Raw genomic sequence first — 17,336 nt, forward strand, 5'->3', positions numbered from 1 at the left:
CCTCTGCCGTGACGGGACATACCGGTCGGCGGGATCATGGATATTTTGGGTTCACGAGGCATCGGCGTACGCGGCAATCTGGCGACCTGATTTTGTTCTATGTCCCTGCAATTGCTTAACGGAGAGATAGGAATTCAAGTAAGACGACAACGCTGTCGCGAGGTCCCATGATATTTCCGGGCGCGCTTTGGACAGTTCGTTGACAGCTTCGATCACGCGGCGGGCGCCCGGGTCCTTGGCTCCGACCCTCATGAGTTTCAGCATGGCGGCAGCACCGGTGCCGCCCATCTTCTGGTGAAGCGGCCGGCGTAAATGCTCTGGAGGGGTCCCGAGTAGGGACGTCATGTGTTCAAACCGCCGTATCACATTGTCCGGCTCCAACAGAGCATTCACCAACCACACCGCCCCTTCGGCCAGCTGCTCGCGGCTCATGTTGAGCGGCTCGATGTTGGTCCACAGATCGCCTCCCGGAAAGACGTCCTCCTCGCCATTTCTGAAAAGGCGCCCCTCCGCTTTCATCTGGGCATAAAGCGGCGTTGCGATGGGCGCCACAAGAACCGTCACCCGCAGGGTGACAATGGGCAGCGCCATGCCGAACGCGAACTGGCGCTCAAAGCAGCTCAGATCATCGGCGTCAAACCCCACCATCATCCCCGAGGTGACGGCGATTCCGGCTTCGACAATCTTCCCGGTTTGCTGAACCAGGTCCTGACGCAAGTTCTGACGCTTCTTGGATTCCTTCAGCGCTTCGATGTTGCTTGTCTCAATGCCGATGAAGATGTCCCTGACGCCGGCCTCATTGCAGCGCTGCAGAAGATCATCGTCGCGAGCCAGATCGATGGACGCCTGGGTGATGAATTGCACCGGGTCGCGCCCGTCGCGGCCGTTCCACGCGGCCAGCGCATCGAGCAGCGTACGGGTCCTTTGGCGATAGACCGTGAAGTTGTCATCGGAGAGTTGTATGCTGCGATAGCCGTGGTCATAAAGAGACTGCGTCTCGGCGATAACCGCTTCCGTCGGCTTGTGACGCTGTGTGCGGCCCAGATACTGAATGACGTCGCAAAAATTGCACTCGAATGGGCAGCCCCGGCTGGTCTGGACGACTCCCGATACGGCACGGTCGTTGCGATAAAGGTCCCACCGCGGCGGGGGCGATTGTGCCATGTCGGCTTTGGATCCGTGGTAACGCGGTTTGAGTTGCCCATCGCGCAAGTTCCGGACGAACTCTTCCGCGACCGGCTCCATCTCCCCGATGACCAGGCACTCGGCCTCCCCTTCGAAGACTTCGGGGGCCAGGGAAACATGCGCGCCTCCCATGATGACCGTTCGGCCCATGGCGCGGAACCGCCGGGCGATCTCGATGCCCCGTGCCGCTTGCGCCACATTCATGCTGATGCAGATCACCTCGGACGGATCTTCAAAATCGACGTCTTCGATCAACTCGTCACACAGTCTGAGCCCGAAATCGCTGTCGAAAAACGCGGCGACCGTCGCGATCCCGGCAGCCGCCATGAGCGCATACCGCTCATTCAAGTGTACGACCTTATCCGAGACGAGCGTGTCCAGGCCGAAAGTCGGCATCGGAGCGATCAAATAGACATCCATCGCCTTCTCGCTGCCTTTCAATATCACGCTCGTTGATCAGTCGGCACGTTACCCGCAAAGCATTGCCGGAGAAACAGAGAAAAAATCTTGGCGCCATAAGAATTTTTTACGATGCTGTCCGACAGTAGAATTCAGGATCTGGCCCCGATGCGGCAACGCTAAAACAATATGACATCGCAAAGATGAGTAGTATCTCATGGAGGACTGTCAAAATTTACAGATGCTGTGGACGCAACTGGAGGTTATTGAAAATGCCTCCCGAAAACGTCGGGTAAAGGAAAAAATACTCAAAAAGGTGCTTGAAATCAAATCTTGAGTGCTCTTTATCGACGCACCCTTCGTCGAATTCCCTTACGGTAAGGGCCTGGAACATCATCCTGGCAGGTTTGACTTCCCATCCAATCGAGCCATCGCGGCACGGGCCTCAATGCGGATCTTGGCGTCAAGGGTGCCGGTTGATTTCTTGGATGGCTACAGCAAACGATTTGATGAGGAAATTGGCGGGCGCGGGACTGCAAGCATCTGAGTTTATTTGCTTGTTGCTCCCTGCCTGCTGGCGCCACGCCCCTTCGGTCCGTTCAACGCACTGCGGTTGCGAAAGCGCGGCCCGATTGACTTCCGGCGGTCAGCGTGCCGCGGTGCGCGCTTCGGTCCTGATGGCGTCGCGCACGCCGGACTCCAGCAAGCATTCCAGCACCGTCTCGACGCGTGCGCGCCACGGCTTGCAGGCGGTCAGGGGGCGGGGAAGACACCCGGCAGCGCGTGGAGCGTGCCGGCGATGGCCGCGGGATCACGCGTGTCGACGCGCGCCAGCGCGGCCTGGATGTGCTGTTCGCGGGGATCGCGAAGCGCGTAGGCCACGCCATCATCCGTCCGCCCGAGGCAATAGCGCATCCAGCAGGCCACGGCGAAGGCGAAGGGGCGGATGTCCTGGCGCTGTTCCATCGCGACGAGCGCCGGCTGCAGCAGGCGTTGCGGCAGCTTCTCGGTACCGTCCATGGCGATCTGATAGGTCTCATGCGCGATCGAGGGATTGCGGAAGCGGGCCGCAAGGCTCGCCGCGTAGGCGGTGAGATCGATCCCCGGCAGCGGCGCCAGGGTGGCGGCGGCGGCCTTCAGATGACGCGTGACCAGGGCGCTCAGCGCCGGATCGGCCATCGCATCGCGCACCAGCGTGTGGCCGGCGAGAAAGCCCGCGTAGGCCAGCATCGAATGCGTGCCGTTGAGCATGCGCAGTTTCATGCGCTCATAGGGCGCCACGTCGGCGACGAAGATCGCGCCGCCGGCTTCCCAGTTCGGCCGGCCTTGCGGAAAATGGTCCTCGATCACCCACTGGGTGAAGACCTCGGTCTCGATCGCCGCTTGGTCGTCGCGTCCCGTCATCCGCGCCGTGTCGGCGAGTGCCGCGGGTGTCACGGCGGGGGTGATGCGGTCGACCATGGTGGCGGGAAACGCCACGCTGGTCTCGATCCAGGCGGCCAGGCCCGGGTCGACGCGGCTGGCGAAGTCGACCACGCCCAGCCGCAGCAGCGCGCCATTGTCGGGCAGGTTGTCGCAGCACAGCACGGTGAACGGCGGCGTTCCTGCCTCGCGGCGCAGGCGCAGCGCCTCGACCAGAAGGCCGAGCACGCCAGAAGGCGCGCGGGGATCGCCAAGATCGTAGGCAACCGCCGAATGGCTTTCGTCAAGGCCGCCCGCGGCTCTGTCGATGCCGTAGGCTTTTTCGGTGACGGTCAGGCTGACGATGCGGATGGCGGGATCGGTCATGGCGGCAAGCGCCGCGCCGGGCTTCCGTGTGGCCGCGATGACGCGATCCAGGCTGGCGATGATCCGTCCCGATGCCTCACCTTCGCCACGCTCGATCAGCGTGTAGAGACCATTCTGCGGGTTGAGGGCGTCCGCGGCCGCTGTCCCGCGCAGGCTGACGCCGATGATGCGCCAGTCGCCGCCGCTCGCCGCCAGCGCGTCGTCGGTATAGACCGCCTGATGCGCCCGGTGGAACGCCCCGATGCCGAGATGCACGATGCCTGCCGCATGATCCTCCGGTCTGTAGGCCGGCCGGCGCACGCCGGCGGCGATGTCATCGACTGATACAAGCCGGGGCAGGCGGTTCATGGGTGCCGCCCCGACGCGGGATGCGACAGGGCGGTCATGATGCCGCGCAGTTCCGCCAGTCCCTTCAGCCGCCCGATGGCCGGATACCCCGGCTGGCCGCGGCGGCCGAGATCGTCGAGAATGTCCTGGCCGTGGTCGGGCCGCATCGGGATCGCGTGATCCGGCCGGCCGGCCGCGCGGCGCGCCGCTTCCTCATCGAGCGCGGCCGCGACCAGCGCCACCATGTCGGTGTCGCCCCCCAGATGCTCGGCCTCGTGGAAGGAGCCGCGGAGGCCGTCCGTCTCGCGCGTGACGTTGCGCAGGTGCAGGAAGTGCACGCGGCCGCCGAGCCGGCGCATCATGCCGGGCAGGTCATTGTCGGGCCGGGCGCCGAGCGAACCCGAGCACAGGGTGATGCCGCTGGCTGCAGAGGGGACTGCGTCGAGGATGGCGGTGAAGTCGGCCTCGGTCGACATGACGCGCGGCAGCCCCAGCAGGCCGAAGGGCGGGTCGTCCGGATGGCAGCACAATCGGATTCCGAGTTCCTCGGCCACCGGCACGACTTCCTCCAGAAACGCCACGAAATGCGACCGCAGACGGTCGGCCGAGACGGTTGCGTACTCGCCGATCTGGCGGCGCACGTCGTCGAGGGTGAAATGCTCGGCGGCGCCCGGAAGACCGAACACCACGTTGGTCGCCAGCGCCTGGCGCGTGGTCTCGTCCATGGCGGCGAAGCGCCGGCCGGCTTCCTCGGCGATGTCGGCGGGGAACTCGGCCGCCGCGCCGGCACGCCCCAGGATGTGGATGTCGAAGGCGGCGAAGTCGGCATAGTCGAAGCGCATGCAGGTGGCGCCGTTGGGCAGCCGCCAGGCGAGATCCGTCCGCGTCCAGTCGAGCACCGGCATGAAGTTGTAACAGATCACCTCGATGCCGGCGGCGGCGAGATTGCGCAGGCTCTCCTTGTAGGCGGTGATGTGCGCGCGCCAGTCGCCCTGCTGCTTCTTGATGTCCTCGGAAACCGGCAGGCTTTCGACCACCTCCCACCGCAAACCGGAGGGCGTGCCGTCCTTCATGACGGAGATATCGTACTGGCGCTGCGCGATCTCCTCAGGCGTCCACACGGCGCCCGTCGGCACGTGGTGCAGCGCCGACACGACACCTTCGACCCCGGCCTGCAGCATGTCATCGATGGACACAAGGTCGCGCGGTCCGAACCAGCGCCAGGTCTGTCTCATGAAATTCTCACCGTTTCTGCTTCGAGCGGCATTGGTGCGCCGGGGCCTATCTTTAGCAAGAAGATATTTTGTTGACTAGTATGGAAGTATGGTGCGATCTTGACCGCGGGAGGACGAGATGAACCTACAGGTCAAAACGGATTGGCTGATCCGGCAGGGCGAGGTCGTGGGGCCGCAGCTCTATCGAATCCTGCGTGAGCGCATCATCCAGAGCGATCTGCAGCCCGGCTGCCGTATTTCCGAATCCGAGATCGCCGCTGCCTACGGTCTGAGCCGTCAGCCGGTGCGCGAGGCGTTCATCAAGCTCGCCGAGGAAGGGCTTCTCGAGATCCGGCCGCAGCGCGGCACATTCGTGCGCAAGATCGCGGTGTCCGCGGTGATCGATGCGCGTTTCGTGCGCGAGGCGATCGAAGCCGACGTCATCAAGCTGCTTGCCGCCGATCCGGACCCCGCCCTGGCGGCGGAGCTGCGTCGGCAACTGGTCGAGCAGCGCAAGCTGACCGGGCACGATGCGGTGGGGTTCATCGCCCTTGACGAGTTGTTTCACCGCACCCTCGCCGAGGCCGCCGGCAAGGCCTACGCCTGGAACGTGGTGGAAGGCGTAAAGGCGCAGATGGATCGCGTCCGCTACCTGTCGGCCTTTCAGTTCCCCCTGGAAAAGCTTGTCGCCCAGCACACCGCCATCACCGAGGCGATCGCCTCCGGCGACGTGCCGGCGGCCGAAGCCGCCATGCGCGGACATCTGCGCGAGGTTCTCAACGATCTGCCGGTCATCGCTGCTGAGCGACCGGAATTCTTCGACGACGCGGACGGATAGGCCCGCGCGAATGACACGACAGCATATGGAGGAAACAATGCTGAACACTTCGAAATTCGGAAAAATCCTGCTTGCCGGCCTCACCGCCACCGTCTTCACGGGCCAGGCGATGGCCGCCGACATCACGCTGAAGCTCGGCCATCTCGCCAACGAGCAGAACATCTGGCACAAGGCCGCGGTGAAATTCGGCGAGGAACTCAAGGCGCTCACCAACGGGCGCATCGAGGTCGAGGTCTATCCCAACGAGTCGCTGGGCAAGGAAATGGACCTGATCAACGGCATGCAGCTCGGCACGGCCGACATGACGATCACCGGCGAGAGCCTGCAGAACTGGGCGCCGATGGCGGCCCTGCTTGCCGTGCCCTACGCCTACAAATCACTGGCGCATATGGACGAGGTCGCGAGCGGCGACATCGGCGACAAGATCAAGGCCGAGATCATTGAGAAGGCCCGGGTCCGGCCCATCGCCTATTTCGCCCGCGGTCCGCGCAATCTCACCTCGAACCGCCCGATTGAATCGCCGGACGACCTCAATGGCCTGAAGCTGCGCGTGCCCAACGTGCCGCTGTTTGTCGATGTCTGGAAGGCGCTTGGCGCCAGCCCGACGCCGATGGCTTTCTCGGAAGTGTTCACCTCCTTGCAGAACGGAACGATCGATGCGCAGGAAAATCCGCTGGCGCTGATCAAGTCGGCGAACTTCAACGAAGTTCAGAAATACGTCAACAAGACCGAGCATGTGCGCTCGTGGATCTATCTGGTGATCTCCGAACTGACCTGGAGCAAGCTTTCGGACGCCGACAAGGCGGCGGTGATGGAAGCCGCGAAGCGCGCCCAGGCCTTCGAGCGCGAGGCGTTCCTGAAGGATGAGCAGGCGCTCGTTGCCGAACTTTCCGAAAAGGGCATGACCTTTGTCGACGTCGATGGCGCCGCATTCGCTGCTCAGGCCAAGGATGCCGTGCTTGCCAATGTGAAGCCGGAGATCAAGACGATCGTAGAGGGCCTCTTCGCCAACTGATGCATCCTGCGGCGCCGGACACAGGGTCCGGCGCCGTACTTTTGGAAAGCCGCGCGCCGATGCGACACCTGATTTCCCTGTTCGAGAGGCTGAGCCGCGCGGCCACCGGCATCGCCTTCGTGGTGCTGATGATTGCCGTGCTCATCCAGGTCCTCGGCCGTTCGGTGTTTTCCGACTCTCCTGTCTGGACCGAGGAGCTGACGCGTTTCGCGCTGCTCTATCTCGCCGCCTGCGGCGTCGGGCTGTCCTACCGCAATGGCGATCTCGTCAACGTCGATCTGGTCTGCGAGACGCTTCCCGGCCCCTGGCCGTGGCGCCTGCGGCTCATCTCGGCGCTCGCCACGGCGTTCCTGTGCGGCGCCTTGCTGGCGCCGGCCTGGCAATTCACGTCGATCGGTGCCTTCCAGACCTCGCCCGCCCTCGGCTGGCGCATGAATTACATCCATATCAGCGTTCTGGTGCTGTTGAGTTCGTTGCTTGTCTTCTCCCTCCTGCGCGCGGTCGCCATGCTCGCGGGAGAGTCCGACGGCCTGCCCCAGTCCGAGCCCGGTGACGCGTCATGAGTCTCGCCATTCTGATCGCCGTGTTCATCGGCGGTCTCATCGTCGGCATTCCGGTGGCCGTCACCCTGGGTCTCGCCTCGCTGGCCTATCTGTTCTTCGCCGGCATTCCCCTCGCGGTCATGCCGCAGAAGATGTACGCCGGCATGGACGTGTTCGTGCTGCTGTGCATTCCCGGCTTCATCCTCGCCGGGAACCTGATGAACAGCGGCGGCATCACCGGCCGCATCATCCGTTTCGCCAACGCGCTGGTTGGCTGGGCGCGCGGCGGCCTGGGGCTCACCAATGTCGCGGGCTCGATGCTGTTCGGCGGCATTTCCGGCACCGCCGTCGCCGACGCCGCGTCGATCGGCGGCATGATGATCCCGGGCATGAAGAAGGCCGGATATCCGGGCGACTTCGCCGCCGCCGTCACGGCTGCCTCCTCGACCGTCGGACCGATGATCCCGCCCAGCGTGCCGATGATCATCGTCGGCGCTCTGTCGGGCATTTCGGTCGGCAAGATGTTTCTCGCCGGAGCCGTCCCGGGCGTCCTGATGGGCCTGGCGATGATGGTCACCACCTATATCATCGCGGTCCGCCGCGACTTTCCGCGCCAGCCCTGGCAGGGGCTGGGTGAACTCGGCAAGGCGTTCCTCGGCGCGTTCTGGGCGCTGGCACTCACCGCGCTGATCGTTGGCGGGCTGCTGACGGGGCTGGCGACCCCGACGGAGACCGCGGTCGTCGCCAGCGTCTACGCCTTTGTCGTCGGCTTCTTCATCTATCGTGAACTGCCCTTGCGCGCGGTGCCGCGTATCGTCATCGACAGCGCCGTATCCTCCGCCGCCATCCTGGCGCTGGTGGGCTTCGCCAACGTGTTCGGCTGGATCCTCGTCTCCGAACGCATCCCGCAGACCATCGCCGCCGCGGTGTTGTCGGTGACCGACAACAAGTATCTCGTCATTCTTCTTATCAACGTGCTGCTGCTGTTCGTCGGCATGTTCATGGAGACGATCGCCGCGCTGATCATCCTGTTCGTGCCGCTGCTGGCGCTGGCGCAGGGCGTCGGCGTCGATCCGCTGCATTTCGCCACCTTCGCCGTGCTCAACCTGATGATCGGCCTGACCACGCCGCCGGTCGGCGTCTGCCTGTTCGTCTGCGCGAACATCGCCAGGCTGCCGCTGACGCCGGTGGTGCGCGCCATCGCGCCGTTCCTGCTGACCAATATCGCGGTTCTGCTGCTCGTGTCCTACGTGCCGGCGATCGCCACCTGGCTGCCCTCCATCCTGCTCGACTAGGTTCTTCGCCATGCAAACCCGCGTCTGCCGCCTCCATGACATGCACGACATCCGCATCGAGACCGACACAGTCGCCGCCCCCGGGCCGGGCGAGGTGCTGGTCGCCATCGGCGCCGGCGGCATCTGCGGCTCGGACCTGCACTACTATCACGAGGGCGGCTTCGGCCCGATCCGGGTGCGCGAGCCGATCATTCTCGGCCACGAGGTGGCCGGCATCATCGAGGCGGTGGGCGCCGGCGTCACCCGCGTCAAGCCTGGCGACCGCGTCGCGCTCAATCCGAGCCGGCCCTGCGGCCACTGCCGCTACTGTCGCGAGGGTCAGTTCCAGCACTGCCTGGAGATGCGCTTTTACGGCTCGGCGCTGCGTTTTCCGCATCAGCAGGGCGCGTTCCGCGACCGCATCGTCGCCGACGCCGTCCAATGCGAGCCGGTCGGCCCGAACACCACGCTTGCGCAAGCCGCTTGCGCCGAACCGCTCGCGGTTTGTGTCCACGCCGGCAATCAGGCGGGTGATCTTCACGGCAAGCGCGTTCTGGTCACTGGCGCCGGGCCGATCGGGTCGCTCTGCGCCGCCGTGGCGAAGCACGGCGGCGCGTCGGAGGTCGTCGTCACCGATCTGCAGGACGCGACGCTTGCCGTCGCCACGCGCATGGGCGCGACGCGCACCATCAACGTTGCCACCAACGCGGAGGAGATGGAGGCCTATGCCGCCGACAAGGGTCATTTCGACGTGGCGTTCGAGTGTTCGGCCGCGCCTTCGGCCCTGCGCGGCGCGCTCGCAACGGTGCGGCCGCAGGGCACAATCGTGCAGGTGGGTGTGGCGGGCGAGTTGCCGGTCGCCATCAACATGCTCGTGGGCAAGGAGATCACGCTCAGGGGCACGCACCGCTTCCACGCGGAATATGCGCAAGCGGTGCACCTCATCGATACCAAAGCCATCGATGTCACGCCGATCATCACCGGCAGCTATCCGCTGGCCGAGGCGGTCGCCGCTTTCGAGGCCGCCGGTGATCGCGGCCGCTCGGTCAAGGTGCAACTGACATTCGAGTGATCTCCGAGACCGGACGAGGCGCGCTTTGCGATCGTCTGGACCGTCTCCGCGACCGCAAGATCCATTGATCTGATCAGATCGCCGCTGCCCCGTTGCCTTTTGCGGTGATTGAGCGGACTCTTGTCGCGGAACGTCACGCAAGGAGGCACGGGTCATGACGATGAAGCCAATCCGCAGCCTGCTGACCGCCGGCGCGATCCTGGCGGTCACGGCATTCAGCGCATCCGCCGAGATGGTCTATCACCGCGGCAACACGGCCGATCCGGAGACGCTGGACCAGCACAAGACCTCGACAGTCTACGAGGCCAATGTACTGCGCGATCTCTACGAGGGACTGGTGGCGCAGGACGCGGCAGCCAGAACCGTGCCGGGCGTGGCCGGAAGTTGGACGCTGTCGGACGACGGCCGGCTCTACACGTTTTCCCTGCGCGATGACGCGCGATGGTCGAACGGCGATTCCGTCACGGCCAACGACTTCGTCTATTCGTTCCGCCGCATCATGACGCCCGAGACGGGCGCCAAATACGCCAACGTGCTGTTTCCCATTCTCAATGCCGAGAAGGTCTTCAAGGGGGATCTGCAGCCAGACGCTCTGGGCGTGCGGGCGAAGGATCCTTTGACGCTGGAAATCGAGCTTGAGGCGCCCACGCCCTATTTCCTCGATCTGCTGACCCACCAGACCGGCTTTCCGGTGCATCGCGCCACCATCGAGGCGCACGGCGGCGATTTCGTCAAGGCGGGCATCATGGTGTCGAACGGCGCCTACACGCTTGGGGAATTCACGCCCAACGCCCGCATCACGCTGCGCAAGAACCCGTATTTCCACGACGCGGACCAGGTCGCCATCGACACGGTGCATTTCTATCCCACCGAGGACCGCGGCGCGGCGCTCAGGCGCTTCCAGGCGGGCGAGCTGCATTCCAACAACGACGCGCCGACCGAGCAGGCCGCCTTCATGCGCGAAACGCTTGGCGACCAGTTCCGCGTCGCGCCCTATCTCGGCACCTATTATTACGCCGTGAAGGCGGACAAGGAGAAGTTCAAGGACGTCCGCGTGCGCCGCGCGCTGTCCATGGCCATCGACCGCGCCTTCATCGCCGAGGAGATCTGGGGCGGCACCATGGTTCCCGCCTATTCCTTCGTGCCGCCGGGCATCGGCAACTACGGCGAGCCGGCCTATGCCGACTACAAGGACATGGATCCGCTCGACCGCGAGGACGAGGCGGTGCGCCTTCTCAAGCAGGCCGGCTACGGTGAGGACAATCCGCTGGAGGTCGAAATCCGCTACAACACGGCGGAAAATCACAAGAACACGGCGGTGGCGATTGCCGACATGTGGAAGCCGCTCGGCGTCACCGTGACGTTCTTCAACTCCGACACCGCGTCCTATTACGCGCATTTGCGCGACAAGGGGATTTCGACGTCGCGCGGGCGGCGTGGATCGGCGACTATTCCGATCCGCAGAATTTTCTGTTTCTGGTGGAGAGCGACAATCCCGGCTTCAACTACGCCAACTATGCCAACCCGGAGTATGACGCGCTGATGGACGAGGCCGCGAAGACCATCGATCTGGAAAAGCGCGCGGAGATCCTCAAGCAGGCGGAGACCATCTTCATGCGCGACCTGCCGTATATTCCGCTGCTCTATTACGGCTCGCTCAGCATGGTGTCGGACAAGCTCCAGGGATGGCAGGACAATCTGCTCAACATCCACCCCACGCGCTACATGAGGATCATCGAGTAGGCGCGCGGCGAAAGGACGAGAGCCCATGCTGCGCTACGTTTTGGGCAGGCTGCTCTGGGCGGTGCCGACGCTGCTTGTCATCGTCACGCTGTCATTCTTCTTGATGCGCATCGCTCCCGGCGGACCGTTCGATCTGGACCGGCCGCTGGAGGCGAAGGTGATGGAGAACCTCGCGCGCGTCTATCAGCTCGACAAGCCTCTTTGGCAGCAATATCTGATCTACCTGCGGAACGTGGCGACGGGCGATTTCGGCCCCAGCTTCTTCTTCCGCGATTTCACCATCAACGAGCTCCTGGCCCGCAGCCTGCCGATTTCCATCCAGCTTGGCGTCTCCGCGCTCGCGCTGGCGTTGGCGCTGGGCGGCGCCATGGGCGTCTTCGCCGCATTGAGACAGAACCAGGGCCTCGACTACGGCGTCATGGCGGCGGCGACGATCGGGGTGACCATCCCCAATTTCGTCGTGGCGCCGGTGCTCACCCTCATGCTCGGGGTCTGGCTGGGCTGGCTGCCTGTCGGCGGCTGGGGGGAAGGGGCCTTCGTCAACCGGGTCTTGCCGGTGATTACCCTGGCGCTGCCGCAGATCGCCGTCGTGGCGCGGTTGACGCGCGGCTCGATGATCGAGGCGCTGCGCTCCGACCACGTGCGCACGGCCCGTGCCTATGGCTTGCCGGCGCGCTCGGTGGTCGTGGTGCACGCGCTGCGCAGCGCCATCCTGCCGGTGATCTCCTATCTCGGCCCCGCCGCCGCGGCGCTGCTCACGGGTTCCGTGGTGGTGGAGACGATCTTCGGCATTCCCGGGATCGGCCGGTATTTCGTGCAGGGTGCGCTGGCGCGCGATTACACGCTGGTGATGGGCACCGTGATCGTGATCGCCGTCTTCGTCGTGCTGTTCAACCTGCTCGTCGATCTGGCCTATGCGCTGATCGACCCAAGGGTGCGCCATGAGTAGCCTCCGCACTCCCGCATCGGCCGCGCCTCAGGCCGCCGGTGGCCGCTCCCTGTGGGCTGATGCGCGCGGCCGTCTTCTGGCCAACCGCGCCGCTGTCGCCTCCATGCTGGTGCTGGCATTGGCCGTCATCGCGAGCCTCATCGGGCCGATGGTCTCGCCGCACGCCTATGACGCCATCTATCGTGACTATGTGAAGGTGCCCGCGAGCCTCACAGCCTATCCGCACGAGGTCGAGATCGCGCCGATGGTGGAAAGCGCGTTGCGCCGCGCCCGCCTTACCATCGAAGAGATTTCGCTGAACGGTGATGCGATCAGCATCGCGGTTTCGTCGAACCGCGCGATTGATCCGCGCGTCACGCGCTATCTGGATCGCGGCGATCTGTTTGCCAACGCGCGTCTTGAGGACATCTCGCAAGACGGACTGCGGGCCACCTTGCGCGCCGATGTCACCCGTCACCGCTTTCTCTTCGGCACAGACGCCAACGGCCGCGATCTCTTCAGCAGGACGCTGGTGGCCGGCCGCGTCTCGCTGAGCATCGGGCTGCTGGCGACGCTCGTCGCCATCACCATCGGCGTGCTCTATGGCGCAACCGCGGGCTATATCGGCGGCCGCACCGACCGGGTGATGATGCGCACCGTCGACGTGCTCTATTCGTTGCCGTTCATCTTCATCGTGATCCTTCTGGTGGTGGTCTTCGGGCGCAATATCATCCTGATGTTCCTCGCCGTCGGCGCCGTTGAGTGGCTGGACATGGCGCGCATCGTGCGCGGCCAGACGCTGAGCCTGAAACGGCAGGAATACGTTCAGGCCGCGCAGGCCATGGGGGTGAGCAGCTCGGGTATCGTGCGTCGGCACATCATCCCCAACACGCTCGGACCGGTCGTGATCTACATGACGTTGCTGGTGCCCAAGGTGATCCTGCTGGAGAGCTTTCTGTCGTTTCTCGGCCTTGGCGTGCAGGAGCCGATGACCAGCCTCGGCGTGCTGATTTCGGAAGGCGCGCGCAACCTGCAGGGCGCGTGGTGGATGCTGATCTTTCCCTCGGTCTTTCTCACGGCGATCCTGTTCGCGCTGAATTTCATCGGCGACGGATTGCGCGACGCGCTCGATCCGAAGGACCGCTGAGATGGGCGCGCCGGTCCTGCGCATCGACAATCTGCACGTGGCGTTTGATACGCAGCAAGGGCCATTGGAGGCCGTGCGCGGGGTATCGCTGGAACTGGCGCGGGGCGAGACGCTGGCCGTAGTCGGCGAGAGCGGCTCGGGCAAGAGCCAGATGGTGATGGCGGCCATGGGATTGCTGGCGAAAAACGGCCGGGCCACGGGCTCCGTGCTGTATGGCGGGACCCAGCTTATCGGCCTGAGCCCGCGGGCGCTTAATCGCATTCGCGGCGCGAAGATCACGATGATCTTCCAGGAGCCGATGACCTCGCTCGATCCGCTCTACACCGTCGCGCACCAGCTCGTCGAGCTTCTGCGCCACCATGCCGGTCTCGGCCGCCGCGCGGCGCGGGTCCGCGCGCTGGAGCTGCTGCGCCTGGTGCGGATTCCCGATCCCGCGCGGCGGCTCGACAGCTATCCGCACGAGCTTTCCGGCGGCCAGCGCCAGCGGGTGATGATCGCCATGGCGCTGGCCAACGACCCGGACGTGCTGATCGCCGACGAGCCGACGACCGCGCTGGATGTGACCACCCAGGCGCGGATCCTCGAGCTGATCGCGGACCTCCAGCGGCGTCTCGGCATGGCGGTGCTGTTCATCACCCATGATCTGGGCATCGTGCGGCGTATCGCCGACCGGGTCTGCGTGATGCAGGACGGCGCGGTGGTGGAGACGGGCGATACGGCGCGGATATTCAATGCGCCCGCGCACGCCTGCACCCGCATGCTGCTCGATGCCGAGCCCAAGGGGCGCAAGCCGCCGGTGCCGCGCGATGCGCCGGTGCTGCTGCTGGCCGAGAACGTGCATGTCGCCTTCAGCCTGGGCGGCGGGCTCCTGACGGCTGCCCACGTGCTGAGCGCGGTGGACCACGTGAGCCTTGTCCTGCGCGAGGGCCAGACGCTGGGGCTGGTGGGCGAAAGCGGCTCGGGCAAGTCCACATTGGGCCGCGCGCTGCTGCGTCTGCTGCCCGCCTCGGGCCGCATCGCCTTCGAGGGCGCGGAGCTTTCCGCCCTGCACCGCAGTGATCTGCGCAGGCTTCGGCGCGACATGCAGCTGGTGTTCCAGGATCCGTTCGGATCGCTCAGCCCGCGCATGACTGTGGGCGAGATCGTCTCCGAGGGCCTGCTGGTGCACGAGCAGCAGCTCTCTCGCCGTCAGCGCGATGACCGCGCCTGCGCGGCGCTGCAGGAGGTGGCGCTCGATCCTGACGCCCGCAACCGCTATCCGCACGAATTCTCGGGCGGCCAGCGCCAGCGCATCGCGATCGCCCGCGCCATCGTCCTGAAACCGAAACTGGTGGTGCTCGATGAGCCGACATCGGCGCTCGACCGCACCGTCCAGACGCAGATCATGACGTTGCTGCGCGATCTCCAGGCCGCCCATGGCCTGACCTATCTGTTCATCAGCCACGACCTTGCCGTCATCCGGGCCATGGCGGACGAGGTTATGGTGATGAAATCGGGAAAAATCATCGAGCAGGGCACGCCCGACGCCATCTTCCAGCACCCGCGCGAGGCCTATACGCGCGAACTGATCACGGCGGCGGGATTGGATGCGACCTGAAAGCGCGACAGTCGGGCTACCGGTTTCCCTCTGCCGCCAACAACCAATCGACTGTGTGCTGGGCGACCTCATCAACTGTCGCCAAGCCTTGTTTGGCTCCCATGCGATGGCCCACGTCGAACTCCGCGAAGGAGTGTTCGCCGGGATGATGGTCCGCAAGGATCTTCGCGGACGCCGTCAGTGCCCATCGGTCGCGCCGGCCGGTGACCGTCAGCAGACGGCCATGGAAGTGTGAAATATCGTCCAGTGGATCGGCCGTCAGCAGACCCTTGAAGAAGTCAGATTTGAAAGCCCGTATCGTTCCGCCAACGCCGCGCCAGCGAACGATTTCGCCACGTTCGGCGTGCAAGCCTTTCGCAAGCGTTGCCGACCCCATGCTGCTTGTGTAGCTGGCGAGCGGATCGACAATCGGCGCCCACAACACGACGGACTTGATCCGGTCCTCAAACCGCCGCGCCAGTCGGGCGGCGATAATCGTGCCTTGGCTATGGCCGAGCACCGCAAGGCTGTCACGGTCGAGATCCGTGCGCGCCGAGAGCCAGCCGATCGCCGCCTCGGCCTCAGCAATGCGGCTGTCGAAGCTCGTGTTCGAGAAGTCACCGTCCGATCCGCCGCGTCCGCGCGGACTGATCCTGAGGCTGGCCATGCCGGCTTCCGCCCAGAGTTGCGCCGTGCGTGTGAACAGGCCTCTGCCGTCACCGTGGATGCGGGAGCCGTCACGATCACCGCTCGTCCCAGGCAGGATCAGCACCACGGGCGGCCGCGAAATGTGGCGCGGAATGGTCAGCGTGCCAACGACCTCCTGGTCGTCCACCAGGAAAGACACGGTCTGCTCGTCGGAGCGCTTCTGGTCTTCTTGTGCAGACACCGTCAAGGTGCCTTGGAGCGAAACCAACGCAAATACCAAACTGCCGAGACGGATTTTATGAAACCAAACGGACAAGTCAGGCCTCTCGTCGACGGAACGGACTTTCGCCCATTGTAGCGGAAGCGGTTGGGCGGTTGGTTTCTCTCTGTCGTTTTTGCTTTGCCGCTTGGAGTGGCATGGACGCGGGCAAGGACTCCAAGATGTTCCTGCCGCACCAGCGCCGCCTTGCCAGCGCACGAAACAATGCACCGTGACGCGATCAAACAGGCGAAACAGGGCACGCCCGACGCCATCTTCCAGCACCCGCGCGAGGCCTATACGCGCGAACTGATCACGGCGGCGGGACTCGCGTGAGCGCGTGTCAATGCGCGCGCTTTGCGGTAGAATGCGCCGTGCAAAGCGAGCCGGGAGGGCGCTATGTATGGCAATCAAACGCATCTTCATCACAAGCCGAGCGGGCACTGGCGCACGCGGGTCCTGATGGTTCTCGCCGTGACGCTGGCGGCGATCGTCATCTCCGGCGATGCGGCCGGCGCCGGCGGGACGTTCTGGGTCGCGCCGCCGGGACGGATCATCCTCGCCGAAACCCGCGACGAGTGCATCATGCGCTGCGTCGCCAACCGCGATCTCTGCGAGCGCTCATGCAGCGATCAGTTCGACCAATGCGTCGCCAACGGTGGTGACGACGGCAGCTGCGGCGAGATTTTCAGAGCTTGCCACGCGGAGTGCGGCGCGGTCGGGTTCAACCGCTGCGTCACCGAGCAGTGCTACACGCTGCCCAACTGAGACATGCGTCCGGATCCATCCTAAAAGCGTGCGCCGTCAGCCGGCGCGGCGGCGCGCCAGTTCGCGGTACAGCGCTTCCGGGCTGACGCCGATGTGCGCCGCGAAGCCGCGTTGTTCGCCCCTTGGCGGCAATCCGTCTCCGCTGAGCAGCAGCCACGCGTCGACGCGCTCGCGCACCGTCTTCAGCGACAGGATCTCGGCCAGAGCCCGGGCCTTCTGCACCTCGTGCGCCAGATGCCGGGTCCAGGCTTCCGCCAGCTCCGGCCTCTGCGCCATGGCAGCCTTCAGCCGGGCGCGCGGCACCGCCCGCACCATGGCCGGCGTCGCGGCGATCGCATCGCAATGATAGCGATCGGAAAATACGGAGGCCTCCGCCAGAATGCCACCGGGGTCCGCGCGCTGCAGCGTCAGCTCCAAGCCGTTCGGTTGGTGACGCACGAGACGCAGCGTTCCGGTGACGACGAGATAGAGCGCCGCGACAGGATCGGAGAGGCGAAACAGCGTCTCGCCCGCCGCGAGCGCCTGCTCGTGGCTGGTCAGGTCGGAAAGCTGTTCGAACAGGGGATGCAACATGATCGCTATCATGTGCGATCCGGCATCCCCATGGCAATCA

Annotated in this window: 14 protein-coding genes and 1 pseudogene; 10 read left to right on the forward strand and 5 right to left on the reverse strand. The window is 64.9% G+C overall.

The genetic code is table 11. The annotated features are described in order from the left end of the window. Window positions 1–51: 51 nt before the first annotated feature. The 3 genes from D1F64_RS06180 to uxuA form a co-directional block, all read right to left on the reverse strand. Complete coding sequence (locus D1F64_RS06180; protein ID WP_117411710.1) at window positions 52–1,626, reverse strand: radical SAM protein; 1,575 nt, start codon at window positions 1,624–1,626, stop codon at window positions 52–54. 711 nt (window positions 1,627–2,337) lie between these two features. Beyond that, window positions 2,338–3,720, reverse strand: a complete 1,383-nt coding sequence (locus D1F64_RS06185; RefSeq protein ID WP_117411711.1) for a mannitol dehydrogenase family protein — start codon at window positions 3,718–3,720, stop codon at window positions 2,338–2,340. Then, entirely contained in the window at window positions 3,717–4,934 is a 1,218-nt protein-coding gene (gene uxuA / locus D1F64_RS06190) for a mannonate dehydratase (RefSeq protein WP_117411712.1), read from the reverse strand. The genes D1F64_RS06185 and uxuA overlap by 4 nt, the downstream gene beginning before the upstream one ends. A gap of 118 nt (window positions 4,935–5,052) precedes the next feature. Between uxuA and D1F64_RS06195 the strand changes: the two genes are divergently transcribed. The 9 genes and pseudogenes from D1F64_RS06195 (at window position 5,053) to D1F64_RS06235 (ending at window position 15,069) form a co-directional block, all read left to right on the forward strand. After that, entirely contained in the window at window positions 5,053–5,751 is a 699-nt protein-coding gene (locus D1F64_RS06195; protein ID WP_117411713.1) for a GntR family transcriptional regulator, read from the forward strand. Between the two features lie 37 nt (window positions 5,752–5,788). Continuing rightward, complete coding sequence (locus D1F64_RS06200) at window positions 5,789–6,766, forward strand: TRAP transporter substrate-binding protein (protein ID WP_117414464.1); 978 nt, start codon at window positions 5,789–5,791, stop codon at window positions 6,764–6,766. Between the two features lie 59 nt (window positions 6,767–6,825). Continuing rightward, window positions 6,826–7,329 carry a TRAP transporter small permease gene (locus D1F64_RS06205; protein WP_117414465.1) on the forward strand — a complete coding sequence of 168 codons (504 nt, stop codon included), beginning with the start codon at window positions 6,826–6,828 and terminating at the stop codon, window positions 7,327–7,329. Then, window positions 7,326–8,603, forward strand: a complete 1,278-nt coding sequence (locus D1F64_RS06210; RefSeq protein WP_117411714.1) for a TRAP transporter large permease — start codon at window positions 7,326–7,328, stop codon at window positions 8,601–8,603. The genes D1F64_RS06205 and D1F64_RS06210 overlap by 4 nt, the downstream gene beginning before the upstream one ends. 10 nt (window positions 8,604–8,613) lie before the next feature. Further along, window positions 8,614–9,654, forward strand: coding sequence for an L-idonate 5-dehydrogenase (locus D1F64_RS06215; protein WP_117411715.1), 1,041 nt, complete (start codon window positions 8,614–8,616; stop codon window positions 9,652–9,654). A 160-nt stretch (window positions 9,655–9,814) separates the two neighbouring features. Then, window positions 9,815–11,397, forward strand: a pseudogene (locus D1F64_RS06220) (peptide ABC transporter substrate-binding protein). 25 nt (window positions 11,398–11,422) lie between these two features. Then, entirely contained in the window at window positions 11,423–12,346 is a 924-nt protein-coding gene (oppB, locus tag D1F64_RS06225; protein WP_117411716.1) for an oligopeptide ABC transporter permease OppB, read from the forward strand. Beyond that, window positions 12,339–13,472 (forward strand): ABC transporter permease subunit, encoded by a 1,134-nt coding sequence (locus tag D1F64_RS06230; protein ID WP_117411717.1) that lies wholly within the window; start codon window positions 12,339–12,341, stop codon window positions 13,470–13,472. Before oppB ends, D1F64_RS06230 begins: the two co-directional genes overlap by 8 nt. Before the next feature lies 1 nt (window position 13,473). Then, complete coding sequence (locus D1F64_RS06235; protein ID WP_117411718.1) at window positions 13,474–15,069, forward strand: ABC transporter ATP-binding protein; 1,596 nt, start codon at window positions 13,474–13,476, stop codon at window positions 15,067–15,069. A gap of 16 nt (window positions 15,070–15,085) precedes the next feature. Here D1F64_RS06235 and D1F64_RS06240 read toward each other — a convergent pair whose 3' ends face one another. Next, on the reverse strand, window positions 15,086–16,012 hold the full coding sequence (locus D1F64_RS06240; protein ID WP_162901338.1) for an alpha/beta fold hydrolase: 927 nt from the start codon (window positions 16,010–16,012) through the stop codon (window positions 15,086–15,088). Between the two features lie 342 nt (window positions 16,013–16,354). Between D1F64_RS06240 and D1F64_RS06245 the strand changes: the two genes are divergently transcribed. Beyond that, window positions 16,355–16,723: a hypothetical protein gene (locus tag D1F64_RS06245; protein ID WP_162901339.1), complete on the forward strand. Its 369-nt coding sequence runs from the start codon at window positions 16,355–16,357 to the stop codon at window positions 16,721–16,723. Between the two features lie 36 nt (window positions 16,724–16,759). Here D1F64_RS06245 and D1F64_RS06250 read toward each other — a convergent pair whose 3' ends face one another. Next, complete coding sequence (locus D1F64_RS06250) at window positions 16,760–17,308, reverse strand: Crp/Fnr family transcriptional regulator (protein ID WP_162901340.1); 549 nt, start codon at window positions 17,306–17,308, stop codon at window positions 16,760–16,762. Between the last annotated feature and the right edge of the window lie 28 nt (window positions 17,309–17,336).

The organism is Breoghania sp. L-A4 (assembly GCF_003432385.1).
In the GTDB taxonomy this organism is placed as follows: Bacteria; Pseudomonadota; Alphaproteobacteria; order Rhizobiales; family Stappiaceae; genus Breoghania.